The sequence below is a fragment of the Haloferax sp. S1W genome (assembly GCF_044593955.1).
Lineage (GTDB): Archaea > Halobacteriota > Halobacteria > Halobacteriales > Haloferacaceae > Haloferax.
The window spans coordinates 1,087,711-1,101,092 of the sequence record NZ_CP172595.1 but is presented as its reverse complement, the minus strand read 5'-3'; the positions used below and the strand labels follow the sequence as shown (position 1 = coordinate 1,101,092).

The following is a 13,382-nucleotide window of genomic DNA, read 5'->3' as shown; positions in this document are numbered from 1 at the left end:
TACGTGTGGCTGTCGCCGTTTGGATTCGTTCTGCGGGCGTACTCTATCAGAGAGTGCACCCCGCTCCCCCAGAACGTCGGCGCTTAGTCTGGTGGACGATGAGTTACTGGGGGGAGAGACAGCGCTCGATATCGCGTAGCGACTTCATCTCCAAGACGTTGTACTCGGCATCGATGCGGTCAGCGACCTCTCGATACCCCGGGAGCGGATCGTGAGCGTCTTCGGTGCCATCGTTGTCGTGAAGGTGTGCGACGACGACATCGTCACCGAGCGCATCGAGAAACGCGCTGACATCGACCCCGGTCGCCTTCGCGTGTCCAACGTCCAGCGTGACTGCTGGACGTGGTGCCGCTTTCGCTACATCTTCGAGGAGGGACGAAAAACGGTCCGGATAAGCAGTCAGTCGGTGTTTTCCCGGTTTTTCGCGCTGGTTCTCCACGCAGAGCGGGACGCCGACATCGGCAGCGAACCGGGCGCACTCGCGGAGCGACCGAACCGCGGCATCCCGACTGGCCGCGCGGACGCGTTCCGGGTAGTAGGGACGGAGCGTCCCGCCGTGGACGACAACCGCGTGCGCGTCGGCCGCCGCTGCGGCAGAGAGTGATTCTTTGACCGCTGCTACCGAACCGTTTCGCACTGTCTCGTTCGGATTCGCAAGGTTGCAGTCACGATGCGGCGCGTGGTAAGAGACCGTGAGGCCGTGGTCCGCTGCAACCTTCCGAACGCGTGCGGGTGACGGCGGGTTTGGGTGAGTGTCGAGATAGCCCTGACGTAGCTCCACATGCGATAGCCCTCGTTCCGTGAGAAACTCGACGAACGCTTCGAACGACTGTTCGAACCGGATATCCATCGAGGCACCGAACCGCCCGTTCATCGGTCTTGAACTCGGACGAGCTTGTCCCCATCGAGCCACGGCACGACATCGCGAGAGTTAATCGCTGTAGCGTATTCGTGCAGGTCCGCCTGCCGAATCTCGTTTTTCTTCCTGTACCTCGGTCCCTTCGCTGCTTGAAGGAGTGCGTCGAAATGTGCGTGTTCCGATTGGCTGAGTGGCTGGCCCCGGAGATGCCGGTCGATGAGAACCGCCCCGAGCAGGTCGTCAGTTGTCATCTCGCCACCCGATCCCGCTGCGACGATGAACGTGGGCCTGTCGCGGCCCCGGAGGTGTTCGGCCACGGCTTCCGCATTCGTGTAGCCACCGACGAATACCTCGACGCCGTCGCCACCACGGTTCTTGAGCGTTGTCACCGCCCGCCCTCCGTTTTTCGATGTCATCGCAGTCGGTTTGCCAGCAACATCGAGTCGCTGTACGTAGCTCGGTGAGTTGAAGAAATCATACCCCGGTTCCGGGTCGTACTCGTCGGTTTTGCTGCCACCGATGAGCGCATCCGGAACTCGCTTCTGAAAATCGAACTCGTCGCCGCGTTCGTCCGTGATATGCACGTAGTCGGCACCGTTACCGAGGAGCTCTGCCACCGTTGTCGAGAAGTGTGTCACGTCGACGACGACGTAATCACCGGCTGGGGGCTGTTCGCTGATTTCGCTGCGACTCCGCAGAATGCGGTCACTGACTGATTGCTCGCTGGTAGCGTGCATAAAACTGTGCCACCGTTTGTTAAAGTAAGCTGTTACTATTGGGATAATATAGTATTCGATAATTTTATAATTTCTCTGTACCGCTCAGGAACAGTGTAATCCTCTCTGTTATTCAATTATAAGTCTCTATTATAGCGGTCTGGAAATTCTCGGATACCGATATAGCCAATGAGTATAACAAACTCGCTAACACCAAACGTGACTGCCTCGTCGAACAAGCGGATGATGGTGTTCATCCTTGTTCTCACTCTCTCTGGACTCGAGAACACCATCGCGGAGCTCATCCCAGAACCGAGCCTCGGACCAATCGAACTCGGAATTTCGAGTTTCATCTTCCTCCCGCTCGCGTTAGTCTTCCTGTTTCCTTACATCGAAGCTGCGTTAGCCGTCCCACTCGGCGAAATCGTGTTCACCGAGTTCCTCCTCGGCGAGTTCGGCGGCCTCGGCGAATTCAGTGAGGTTGTACTTGTCACCACATTCGTGTACGTCGCCGCACAGATGGTCCACGACCTGACGAATCACCGCCAAGTGTTCTTGGCCGCCGTCTTCGCGAAAATCGGGTCACAGATTCCAGCAACGCTTCTCGATATCGGTGTGGTCTGGGTAGGGGCAGAAGAGTTCGAAGCCGTTTCTGGACTCCCACAGAGCGTCTTTGTCATCGAATTCATCGACATGGTCCCTGAGGCCATCATCACTGGTCTCATCTTCGGAGCCATTCCGACGATGTATCTCGTCCCCTCGTTGTACGGGAAGGTCGAACCATTGCTCGGCATTAATCCGCGACCCCAGTCCGACGCGGACATGCTCTCAGAGATTGGATTTGCACACATCGTGGTCCTCGTTGGCGCGTCGCTACTGGCGTTTTTCTTCGCCACCGCGGGCTTCTTCCTCGGTCTCCCCATGATGGAGACGGAGTCGCTCGTGAATATCGGCGCACTCGTTGGATTGACCGCAGAGGACGGCGGTGCTGGTATCTTCATCTCGCTTCTCGCCGCGTTCGTTCTCCTCCTTGTAGTCGCCGCATGGGGTCGCAACAGCACCGCACCGACGGACCAGCAGTCGCAGGTCCGAAAATAGTTGAAAATACAGATGACCGACACACCACTTATTCGCGTTGAGGACTACTCGTTTCGCTATCCCGGTAGCGACGAGTTCGTACTCGACGGTGCGACCCTCTCGGTTGCGGCAGGTGAGTTTCTCGCCGTTCTCGGTGGGAATGGAAGCGGAAAGACGACCCTCTGTAAGACGTTCAACGGGGTGATTCCTCACTTCTTCGAAGGTGAGCGCGACGGACGCGTCGTCGTCGGTGGGGTCGACACGGAGGCCGTCGATGTTGGCACGCTCTCGGAGCGAATCGGGTACGTCTATCAGGATTTCGAGAACCAGCTGGTTCAGCCGACTGTTCGGCGCGACGTTGAGTTCGGTCCACTAAACTACGGGTTCGCCGACTATCGCGAGCGTGCCCAACACGCCCTCGACCTACTGGATATCGAACACCTCGCTGAGCAGTTCATCTGGGAGTTGAGCGGTGGCCAACAACACCTCGCTGCAATCGCTGGCGTTCTGGCGCTCGACCCGGAGGTACTTGTCGTCGACGAACCGGCGGCACAGCTCGACCCGCAGCACGCAGCAGACGTCTACGACCGTCTCAAACGTCTCAACGAGGACGGCCGCACGGTTGTCGTCATCGAACACGACACCGAGTTCGTCGCCGAGCACGCCGACCGGGTCGTCCTCGTCGACGACGGGCGCGTCCGTTGGTCCAAATCGACACCGGAGGCGTTGAACTGTCTCGACGACCTTCGCGAGCGCGATATCCACCCGCCACAAGTGACCGAACTCGCCAGCCGTATCGACGTTCGAACCGGCGCGACCGACCGGCATCAGTATCCGATTACGGTCGACGGATTCGTCGACGCGCTCGACTCCCGCCAGCCGATAGCGCCGGACGGAGGACCTGCCGGTGAGTGTCCCTCCCGTACGGGCAGCCCGATTCTCGAACTCGACGACGTGGTCTATCGGTATCAGACGATGGACGCTGGCAGCTCGACACCCGTTTTCGATGGACTCTGCCTGTCGATTCACCGCGGGGAGAACGTCGCATTGGTCGGAGCCAACGGCTCCGGTAAGTCGACACTGATGAAACTCATCACGGGTCTCATCCGCCCGGACGACGGGCGTGTTGACATCCTCGGCAAGGACACGCGCGAAACGTCTCCCGAAACACTAGCGGACGATGTCGTATACATCCACCAGCAGCCAGAAGAGATGTTCATCGAGGATTCAATCGAGGCGGATATTAGCTATTATCTCCGTCAGCGCGACCATCAGGACCTCGACATCGTCGAGGAGGTTCTCGACTACCTCGACCTCCGTCACCTCCGCGACCAAGATGGCCGACTGCTGTCGGTCGGTCAGCAACGGCGGGCATCGCTCGCAATCGGATTGGCGATGCAGCCCACGCTCGTCATGCTCGATGAGCCGACCGGATGTCTCGATATGGAGAGCCGAAGAGAAGTCACGCGCATGCTCGGGCGGGTCGACGACCGCGTGGAGTCCGTCGTCGTCGCGACACACGACCTCCAGTTCGTCGCGTCGTGGGCGGACCGCGTGATTGTCCTCGACCGCGGGTCGGTCGTCGCTGATGCACCCCCAGAGACGGTACTGACTGACTCGTCACTTGAGCGGTCGACATCGATTCAGCCGCCACAACCCGTGGAAGTCAGTCGGCGGGTCGGCATCGACCCACCTGCGACAACGATCACAGAACTCGCCACGCGTCTTGGGGGAGATTCATGAGCACCAGCAGCCGCTGGTTATCGATCGACCGTGTTCGCGTAGAGCTTATGCGTATCGCCCACAGCGACGACGATGCGTTTCTCAACACGCTTGATCCGCGGGTGCTCCTCGGCTGGTATGTCGTGTTCGTGTCGGTTCCGTGGATGTTCTACGATACACTCGTCCTTGGTACGCTTCTTGCGTTCATGGGGACGCTAGTCATCATCTCACGCGTGAACCGGGTTTTGCTCGCCGTGCTCACGTTCGGGATGGTCTCAAACCTCGCGTTTTTCGGGGGCTTCGTCTGGCTTACCGGTGGAGACGCAATCGGGGCCGTCTCAGCACTCATCCCCTATAATCTGAAGATGGCGAGTATCTCTCTCGCGAGCGTCGCTGTCTTTACTACGATGAGCCCCTCGCGACTGAGCAAGGCATTACTGAGCTTCGGGATTCCTCGCAGATTTACGTTCTCACTCGCGTACGGATACCGGATGTTACCGGTTTTGCTCGAAGAATACCGGGATATCGTCCACGCGATTCGGCTCCGTAGCAGCGGTCCCGAGACGGATGGCCTTCTTCGCTGGCGTCATTGGCTTCACCTGCTGAAGATTGGGGTCCGCGCATTCTACCCCTTGATCTTCGACGTCGCCAAGCGGAGTCGTGTGACGGTCGAAGCGATGGAAACGCGTGGTTTTTCGCAGTCGCTCGGCAACCCCGACAGTCGCCGCCTGCGTCTCGCGACGCTCGGCACGTCAGCACACGACTGGTCGTTCATCGGCCTCTCTGTCGTATTCCTCGTGTTCCTGTTTTGGCTTCGGGCGACGACGTTCTTCCCGGGCATACGATGAACGACGTTGGCACGCCTTGGCGAGTCTGATTGGTGACACCCGTCTGGGGGTCTGACTGGCGTGCCGAATTTGTTCGGTGTGCTGTGATTCCCCCCGCGTGGGTTACCAGATGTGCGAGACATCCGCTGGACTGACACAGAGTATGACCGTGATTTATCCACCTCGCGTGCCCTTTTGAGATATGGATATCCTCACCGAACACACAGAGCGGTTCCTCGCAGCGCTCGCGCCCGAACACGACGAGGTGCAAGCCGAGATGGCGACGTACGCGGCCAATCACGGGTTCCCTATCGTCGGCCCCGAGGCGGGGAGTGTCCTCCAGTTCCTCGCCAGTCTCTCCGGCGGCACGCGATTGTTCGAGTTCGGGTCCGGGTTCGGCTACTCGGCGACGTGGTTCGCGAAGGGGATGGCGGACGACGCGGAGTTATTTCTGACCGAACACGACCCCGACGAACTCGACATGGCTCGTGACTTCTTCGACCGGGCGGGTCTCGCCGACCAGACGACGTTCCTCGAAGGCGACGCCCTCGAACTCGTCGAAACGGTCGACGGTGAGTTCGACCTCGTGTTGTTCGACCACCAGAAACACCGATACGCCGAGGCGTTCGACATCGTCAAAGACCGCGTCAGCGTCGGGGGCGTCGTCGTCGCCGACAACATGATGCGCGGCCCGATAGACTTCGGCACGCTCGTCGAATCGGTCGAGGGGACGCCCAACGCGCTCGACGCGACGAATGCCGACACGCGCGGTATCGCGGCGTACCTCGATGCGGTTCGGGCCGACCCTCGCTTCGAGACTATCGTCCTCCCGGTCGGTAACGGACTCGCAGTCAGTTCCCGAGTAGAGTAGGCCTGTCCGTGGGCCAGTCGCTGCCTGTCATCACCGACTGCGCACCCGTCGCTACCAACTATCGCTGACTGCGCACCCGTCGCTACCAACTATCGCTGACTGCGCACCCGTCGCTACCAACTATCGCTGACTGCTCACCCGACCATTTTGGAGCCTATGAGACAATTTGTTTACTCACTATGTCTGTTCAAAATATGTCATATATTTCCATGTATAGATGTTAGATAGAATATTATAAATGACTAAAATAAGGCAGCTGGTTTTAATATTCACCATGCGTTTCAATCGGAGAACATTTCTGCAATCGGTCGCGACTGCGGCGGTCGCCAGTGGCTCGGCACTCGAACTCGGCACGACGACCGCTTCGGCGGCGGCGGGGTCCGACTGCGGAGCGACGGACGCGGTTCCGAAAGTCGAATTCTACTCGGCATCGACTCAGGTCAATCCAAATCACGAGGCGCTGACCGACCCGTCGGTCGTGGCTGTCTGGGCAGAACCGACCGCGACGAACGCGGACGCGGACGGCAACGGTGACGCCTATCTCTACGACGAGGTGTCTCCCATCCCGGTGGTTTCCATCGACGGCAGCGTGTATGGGTTCGGCGCGATTCTCCTACAAGACGGCGACATCAACTTCGATTATGGAAACGAAGAGTTCGTCCTCAACGCGTGGGACGCCGAACTCGGCGGGTCCGGTACCGTCCTCTGGGACGAGGGCCACGGACAGTACTTCACGCTCGATTCGTGTTCGCAGTTCGAAGCCTACGCCGAGAACAACGGGTACACTGTCTCACCGACGACGACGCTGACCGACGACCTCTCGAACGCGGACGCTGCCGTCATCACCTCGCCCAGCGATTCGTTCAGTTCGAGCGAGTTGCGTGACCTCGCCGACTTCGTCGCCAACGGCGGGGCGCTGTTCCTCCACGACCAGTCGGACTACAGTGACTACGACGAGACGGCGAACCTCAACGACATTGCGACGGAACTCGACCTCGCGTACCGCTTCAACGACGACGAACTCACCGACGACACCAACAACGTCAACGGCGACGACTTCGACATCACGACCACCCAGTTCAACGCCAATTCCTTCGCCCTGTTCGACGACCGGAGCGGTATCGGACTCGACGCAGGCGTTCGATACGAAGCCACCGTCGATAGCGTCACCGACGGCGACACGGTCGATGTCACGCTCGCCGACGGAACCACTGCCGAACTCCGCTTGCTCGGCATTGACACGCCGGAGACGAAACGGAACGCCTCGTACGAGAAGGTCGAAGAGTGGGAAGGTATCGAGGACGATACCTACCTCACAGATTGGGGCGGGAACGCGAAGGACTACGCCAAACAGGAACTCGGCGGCGCGTCGGTCGAAATCGAGTTCGACCCCAGAGAAGACATCCAAGACCCGTTCGGTCGCCACCTCGCGTACATCTACTACGACAAGGACGGAGACGGGAGCATCGATACGCTGTTCAACCGAGATATGGTCGAGAAGGGCTACGCCCGAGTCTACGGTTCGAGCCTGACCAAGCACGACGACTTCTGGAACGCCGAAGACGACGCGCAGGCGAACGGAACTCGCGTCTGGCAGGCGAGCGACCCCGCGAACACCGCCGAAGTCCGCGACCGTGCCGTCGAAGAAGTGTTCGTCCCCAACGCTGCGAGCGTTCGCACGTCTGCCGGTGCGATTTCGCCGTCGCGCGTTCCCGTGTTCGCCGAGAGCACGGCAACGCAGGACCTCCGCGATGGCATCCAATACAGTTGCGAGATTCCACTCGTCGGTGTGGATGCCGACAATCGAATCGCCCTCGTCGGTGGGCTTCCCGTGGACGAGTCGTATCGAGCGGACGTGACGGGGTACGAACACGAAGTGTTCCTGACGAACCTCATCGACTCACTTTCTGATACGTCCGGCCAGATTCTCGTCGAGGGCGGCCACGGCCAGTTCAACGAGCGCCACTCACTGTCGAACGAGGACGCCGTCGCCTACCAGCGCTACCTCGAAGGACAGGACATCGCGTTCGAGCAGGTCAACTCGCTGGACGGCAGCGGCAACAATGCACTGTCGACCGCTCGCGCCGTCATCATCACCTCCCCGCGGTCCTGCTACACCACAAGCGAAGTGGACGCACTCCAGACGTTCATCGAAAACGGCGGCGCGGTCATCCTGATGGGCAGCGGCTACGGGAACATCATGCCTGACACGCGCGCGAACCTCAACGACGTGGCCGGGGCACTCGGGACGGACCTTCGACTCAACGGTGACCAGGTCTTCGACAGCGACCACAACGTCAACAGCGACTCGGCGCTCCTGTACACGTCCAACTTCAATACAACCGACTTCTCGCTGTGGAGTCCGTACAGCTAAGGACTCGATAGCTCTCGCACCCCAGCGGGACCCAGCGAGGGACGTTCACGAGACAGTCGTGACGGGGCGACGTTCGCCACGCTTTTGAGCGCCCACCCCGACCCTTCGGGTATGTTTGGAGGCGGCGGGATGAACCCGCGAAAGATGAAGCAGATGATGAAGCAGATGGGTATCGACGTGACCGAGCTCGACGCCGAGGAAGTCGTCATCAAGACGGCTGACGAAGAGCTCGTCTTCACCGACGCTCAGGTCACGCGCATGGACGCGCAGGGCCAGGAAACCTACCAGATTGTCGGTGAACCCGAGACGCGCGAACTCGGCGCTGGCGACGAGGAAGGCGACGAGAGCGACGCGGACGCCGGTATCCCGGAAGACGACATCGAAATCGTCGCACAGCGTGCCGGTGCCTCGAAGGACGAGGCCCGCGAAGCGCTGGAGGCCGAAGGCGGCGACCTCGCCGCGGCCATCGCACGACTGGAGTGATACTCCTCGTCCACGGCGACCGGGAGTACCTCCGTGCACCCGGTGAGGAACTCCACACCGACCTCGGGATGCTGACGGTTCCCGAGGATGTCGAACCCGGTCAGACACTGGAGTCGCACATCGGCGAAGAGTTCCTCGTCCGCGAGCCACGCGGCCCCGACCTGTTCAACCACTTCGAGCGCACGGGCGCACCGATGATGCCGCGCGATATCGGCCTCATCGTCGGTCACACCGGCATCGCAGCGGGTGAGCGCGTCCTCGACGCAGGAACTGGCACGGGCGTCCTCTCGGCGTACCTCGGTCGCCTCGACGTAGATGTGACCACCTTCGAGCGGAACGCTGACTTCGCCGATGTCGCACGCGAGAACATGCGTCTCGCGGGCGTCGAAGACCACGTCGACGTTCGAACCGGCGACATCACGGACGAACTCGACAATTTGCGCGACGAGCAGTTCCACGTGCTCACCCTCGACACGGAGAACGCGCCGGAAGTCGTTCGCGAAGCACCGGACCTGCTTTTGACCGGCGGCTACGTCGCCGTCTACTCCCCGTTCGTCGAAGGGACGCGGGCGACCGTCGAAGCCGCCAGAGAGGCCGGCCTCTCGGACGTCGAGACGTTCGAGACGATTCAGCGACACATGGACTTCGGCGAGCGCGGGTCGCGGCCCTCGACCGCTGGCGTCGGCCACACGGGCTACCTCGTCTTCGCCCGCAACGAATAGCCGACACCCTCAGTCGGTGGTGCGAATCACGTCGAACAATTCTTCTCTGAATCGCGTCGGGTCGAGAGCCGTCCGGAGCACCGCGGCCGTCTCACCGTCCCCACCGAGAATTTCGCGCGGATACGCCCCGCCAATCAAGAGAAACTCCCCGTCGACCGGCGCGATAGCAAGCGACGCGACCGCCGCGAGTCGAACCCCCGCGAGCGATACCGTCGCGTCGTATCGGTGGACCGTCGCTTCGCCCACGGCGACTGCCAGCGACCGTGTCTCGGCGTGCGAGAGGTCGGAAAAACCGCGGTTTCGAAGGCGCGATTCGAACCCAGAGGTAGCGCGGTGGTCGACAAGTCGCGTGAGCGCGCTCGACGGTGGCGTGTGCGGCCGAATCGTGAGTCTGCTGGCGAAGAAGAAGCGCCACGGACCGTCGGCGGCGGCCGGAACCCGTTCTCGAATCGTGCGGTCTTCGTAGACGACGGTTCGAGCAACGACGCTAACGAGTCCGAATTCGAAGAGGCGGTCTGTCGTGTCGTCGACGCAGACCCATCCGTCAAGCGGTGGAACGTTCGGCGGAGATGGTGCGCCGGGCATACACCCGGTACGGAGGGCGTCAGTAAAAGGTCGGGCCGCTCAGTGGTCGTCTTCGCGCCACTTGTGGTCGCACTCGACGCAAGTGAAAAAGCGCGTCTCGGACTCGTCGGCCGAGCGAATCTGCTTCATCTCGTAGCGAGCGACATCGTGTTCACACTTCGGACAGATAGCCGTGGTCGTCGGGCCGATTTCGGCGTTATCAACGTCCGACATGTCGACGACTTCGCTCGACTCTTGGCCCTCGGTCGTGACCATCGTCTTTTCCTTTTCGCTGTCGCGCGCTTTCTCGTGTCCGTTCGGACAGACCCAGACGCCGTCCTGAGGCGTCATCAGGGACCCGCATTCATCGCAGAACTCCATGGTAGTACGTCCTGCCGCTTGAGGCACTTAAGCAGCGGGGTTACGTCGCTGAAGAAGGGGTGTGGTGGTCGGAGAGCGGTGCTGTGATAGTTGGGCGTGAAATGCGTAACTGCGGGCGGTTCAGGCGTCGCCGTCCGACTGGCCCGGTTCGCCGAGCGCCTTTATCGGCATCGCGTTGTTCAACTCGTAATAGAGGTCCATCGGGTCGCGGAACTCGTCGGTGACGCAGTCGCGGATAAGGCTCCCGAGGTCGGCGTCGCCGTCTGCCATCAAGATGGTCACCCCGTCGAAGGCGTTCGCGGCGGCGTGACGCTCGACCGGGTACGAGATGTTCTGGAGGACGGGTCGGAGACGACTCATCTTGACTGTATCTTTCATTATTATTCATTATACTTGTGGCTACTTAGTCATTCCTCGTGAGAGACGGTGTGGAGTGTTTATTAGCTGCGTTCTCATGTGCTCGGGTACGCAGACAGGGGGCAGAAACGCACGCGGGCCCGGTTCGGAAGAATCAATGACGCCGCACATATCAGGTTTGTTTTATGTAAGGGCACAACACTCACCGCGAGCGAAAGTCGATATCGCTCTTGATAGGCGGCGTGAAGGGTTTATAACCCATATTTTCATCAGGTTCGGTAGGTATGAAAGGACAGGCGAAACGGGCTGGACTGGATTGGGAACCCAGTGACTCACTGACCGAGACGGAACGACTCGAAGCGGAACGGGACTTCTGGAAAGGACTGTTCGAACAGGTCGTCGAAGACCTCCCGGAACCGACCTTCGTCGTCGACGACGAAGGTCGGCTCACCCACATCAACGACCTCACGTTCGAGAAGTACGGTCTCGACGAGAGCGACCTCGGGAAGAAAGGCATCGACGCGTTCGGAACCAAGGGCAAAGACGAGATTCTCGCGGAGAAAATCGCTCGGACCGACCAGGTTATCCGCGAGGCGGAGTTCCGCGAGGTTCCGACCGACGACGGGACGCTCTGGAACCGGTCGATGGGGTTCCCACTCCACGCACCCAACGGCGACGTCGTCGGCGCGTTCGAACTGACGCCCATCACGACCGACATCGTCGAGAAGAACCAGCAGATGTCTGCGGCCCAAGAGCAACTCTCTGAGGAGGTTTCCGGTTCCATTCAGGACGCAATGACCTCGGCTGACGACGTATCCGACAGTGTCACTGCGGCGCGGGAGATTGCAGCACAGCAGGCAGACGCGATGGAAGAAGTCTCAGGCGAAGTCGGCTCGCTGTCGGCGACAGTCGAAGAAATCGCTGCCAGCGCCGACGAGATTAACCGGCAGAGCACCGAGGCACAGCACCTCGCAGAAGAATCGCGGGAAGACGGTGAGATTGCAGCCGAGGCGATGGACCGCGTGGCCGAAGGGGGCGAACACGTCGCCGACCGCACCCACGAACTCGCAGAACACATCGAAGAGATAGACGACATCATCGAGGTCATCAACGACATCGCCGACCAGACGAACATCCTCGCGCTCAACGCCAACATCGAGGCCGCCCGCGCAGGTGACGCTGGTGCCGGATTCGCCGTCGTCGCGGACGAGGTAAAATCGCTCGCCAACGAGGTCCAAGCCGAATCCGAACGAATCGAGGAAATCATCAGCGAAACCCGCGAGGACGCCACCGAGACCGTCGAGGGAATCGAGTCACTCACCGAGGACGTACGCGATAGCGCCGAGCGCATCGATACGCTCATCGAGAACCAAGACGAGATTGCAGCGACCATCCGCGAGGCAGCGACGGGCATGGACGACATCGCCAACGCGACTGACGACCAGGCAGTACGAACCGAAGAGGTCGCCAGCATGGTCGACAACGCGGCACAAAAGGCCACCGAGGTCCAAGCAGAGACCGCGAAAGCAGTTTCAGCGAACGACACGCAAATCGAAGTCGTCGCCGACATCTCCGAATCGGTTCGGCAACTCGAAGCGAGGATGGCGGGACTGAACGCCGACTGAACGCCCCGTCAGTTCGTCACTCGAAGTCGGGGTCGCGCTTTTCGACGAAGGCGTCCATGCCTTCGCGCTGGTCGTGCGTTCCGAAGAGCCCGCTCCAGACGCGCGCTTCGTAGTCGAGGGCGGCGTCGCGGGGTGCCTCGTGAGACATGTTGATAGCGGCCTTCGCGCCCTGCAGGGCGTGGCGGGGCTTCGACGCGAGTTCCTCGGCGAGTTCGGAGACGTGCGAGTCGAGTTGGTCGTGCGCGACGACTTCGCCGACGAGACCGTACTCGTGTGCGTCACTCGCATCGATTCGCTCGCCGAAGTAGATGAGTCGGCGCGCGACTTCGTCGCCGACGAGTTTCGGCAGGCGGACGCTCCCACCCCATCCGGGCATGATGCCGAGGTCGATTTCCGTCTGTCCGAGGACGGCCCGTTCGGAGGCCACGCGCAGGTCGCAGGCGAGCGCGAACTCCATCCCGCCACCGAAGGCGTAGCCGTTGATGGCGGCGACAGTCGGTGCAGGGAACCTTTCGAGACGCGAGGCGATGCGGTGGCCCTGTTCGGCGTACTCCTGTGCGGCCGGTGTGTCGATGTTCTTCATGTAGCTGATGTCGGCACCGGCGATGAACGACTTCTCACCCGCGCCGGTGAGCACGACTACGCGCGCACCCTCCGCTTCAGCCTCGTCGAGCGCTTCTTCGAGCGCGTCGAGCGTGTCGGTGTTGAGGGCGTTCATATTGTCGGGGCGGTCGATGACGATGGTCGCGACGTCACCGTCCCACTCGAGTCGAAGCGTATCCCAGCTCATACGGGAAGCGACGA

At 60.8% G+C, this 13,382-nt stretch carries 14 protein-coding genes; 8 read left to right on the top strand and 6 right to left on the bottom strand.

The window, feature by feature from the left end:
* Positions 1–103 precede the first annotated feature (103 nt).
* Together ACH9L7_RS05745 and ACH9L7_RS05740 are read right to left on the bottom strand one after the other, a co-directional pair.
* Positions 104–874 (bottom strand): sugar phosphate isomerase/epimerase family protein, encoded by a 771-nt coding sequence (locus ACH9L7_RS05745; RefSeq protein WP_396612777.1) that lies wholly within the window; start codon positions 872–874, stop codon positions 104–106.
* Positions 871–1,596, bottom strand: coding sequence for a 2-phosphosulfolactate phosphatase (locus ACH9L7_RS05740; protein ID WP_396612776.1), 726 nt, complete (start codon positions 1,594–1,596; stop codon positions 871–873). Before ACH9L7_RS05740 ends, ACH9L7_RS05745 begins: the two co-directional genes overlap by 4 nt.
* Before the next feature lie 168 nt (positions 1,597–1,764).
* Here ACH9L7_RS05740 and ACH9L7_RS05735 point away from each other — a divergent pair, with 168 nt between their 5' ends.
* The 7 genes from ACH9L7_RS05735 (at position 1,765) to ACH9L7_RS05705 (ending at position 9,651) form a co-directional block, all read left to right on the top strand.
* Positions 1,765–2,673, top strand: a complete 909-nt coding sequence (locus ACH9L7_RS05735) for a hypothetical protein (protein ID WP_396612775.1) — start codon at positions 1,765–1,767, stop codon at positions 2,671–2,673.
* A gap of 12 nt (positions 2,674–2,685) precedes the next feature.
* The gene (locus ACH9L7_RS05730; RefSeq protein WP_396612774.1) at positions 2,686–4,395 is read left to right on the top strand and encodes an ABC transporter ATP-binding protein; all 1,710 of its coding nucleotides are present in this window, start codon (positions 2,686–2,688) and stop codon (positions 4,393–4,395) included.
* Positions 4,392–5,222 carry an energy-coupling factor transporter transmembrane component T family protein gene (locus ACH9L7_RS05725; protein ID WP_396612773.1) on the top strand — a complete coding sequence of 277 codons (831 nt, stop codon included), beginning with the start codon at positions 4,392–4,394 and terminating at the stop codon, positions 5,220–5,222. Before ACH9L7_RS05730 ends, ACH9L7_RS05725 begins: the two co-directional genes overlap by 4 nt.
* A gap of 181 nt (positions 5,223–5,403) precedes the next feature.
* Entirely contained in the window at positions 5,404–6,072 is a 669-nt protein-coding gene (locus tag ACH9L7_RS05720; RefSeq protein WP_396612772.1) for an O-methyltransferase, read from the top strand.
* Between the two features lie 274 nt (positions 6,073–6,346).
* Positions 6,347–8,446 carry a DUF4350 domain-containing protein gene (locus ACH9L7_RS05715; protein ID WP_396612771.1) on the top strand — a complete coding sequence of 700 codons (2,100 nt, stop codon included), beginning with the start codon at positions 6,347–6,349 and terminating at the stop codon, positions 8,444–8,446.
* A gap of 111 nt (positions 8,447–8,557) precedes the next feature.
* Positions 8,558–8,929, top strand: a complete 372-nt coding sequence (locus ACH9L7_RS05710; RefSeq protein ID WP_396612770.1) for a nascent polypeptide-associated complex protein — start codon at positions 8,558–8,560, stop codon at positions 8,927–8,929.
* Entirely contained in the window at positions 8,926–9,651 is a 726-nt protein-coding gene (locus tag ACH9L7_RS05705) for a methyltransferase domain-containing protein (protein ID WP_396612769.1), read from the top strand. Before ACH9L7_RS05710 ends, ACH9L7_RS05705 begins: the two co-directional genes overlap by 4 nt.
* A 9-nt stretch (positions 9,652–9,660) precedes the next feature.
* Here the strand turns inward: ACH9L7_RS05705 and ACH9L7_RS05700 are convergent, their stop codons facing one another.
* The 3 genes from ACH9L7_RS05700 to ACH9L7_RS05690 all read right to left on the bottom strand — a co-directional run bounded on the left by ACH9L7_RS05700 (position 9,661) and on the right by ACH9L7_RS05690 (position 10,974).
* Entirely contained in the window at positions 9,661–10,236 is a 576-nt protein-coding gene (locus ACH9L7_RS05700; protein ID WP_396612768.1) for a DUF6517 family protein, read from the bottom strand.
* 39 nt (positions 10,237–10,275) lie between these two features.
* Positions 10,276–10,596: a transcription factor S gene (locus tag ACH9L7_RS05695; protein ID WP_396612767.1), complete on the bottom strand. Its 321-nt coding sequence runs from the start codon at positions 10,594–10,596 to the stop codon at positions 10,276–10,278.
* 120 nt (positions 10,597–10,716) lie between these two features.
* Entirely contained in the window at positions 10,717–10,974 is a 258-nt protein-coding gene (locus ACH9L7_RS05690) for a hypothetical protein (protein WP_396612766.1), read from the bottom strand.
* 263 nt (positions 10,975–11,237) lie between these two features.
* Here ACH9L7_RS05690 and ACH9L7_RS05685 point away from each other — a divergent pair, with 263 nt between their 5' ends.
* Positions 11,238–12,578 carry a methyl-accepting chemotaxis protein gene (locus ACH9L7_RS05685; RefSeq protein ID WP_396612765.1) on the top strand — a complete coding sequence of 447 codons (1,341 nt, stop codon included), beginning with the start codon at positions 11,238–11,240 and terminating at the stop codon, positions 12,576–12,578.
* A gap of 16 nt (positions 12,579–12,594) precedes the next feature.
* On the opposite strand, the gene ACH9L7_RS05680 is transcribed toward ACH9L7_RS05685, so the two are convergent.
* Complete coding sequence (locus ACH9L7_RS05680; protein ID WP_396612764.1) at positions 12,595–13,368, bottom strand: enoyl-CoA hydratase/isomerase family protein; 774 nt, start codon at positions 13,366–13,368, stop codon at positions 12,595–12,597.
* Positions 13,369–13,382: the final 14 nt, after the last annotated feature.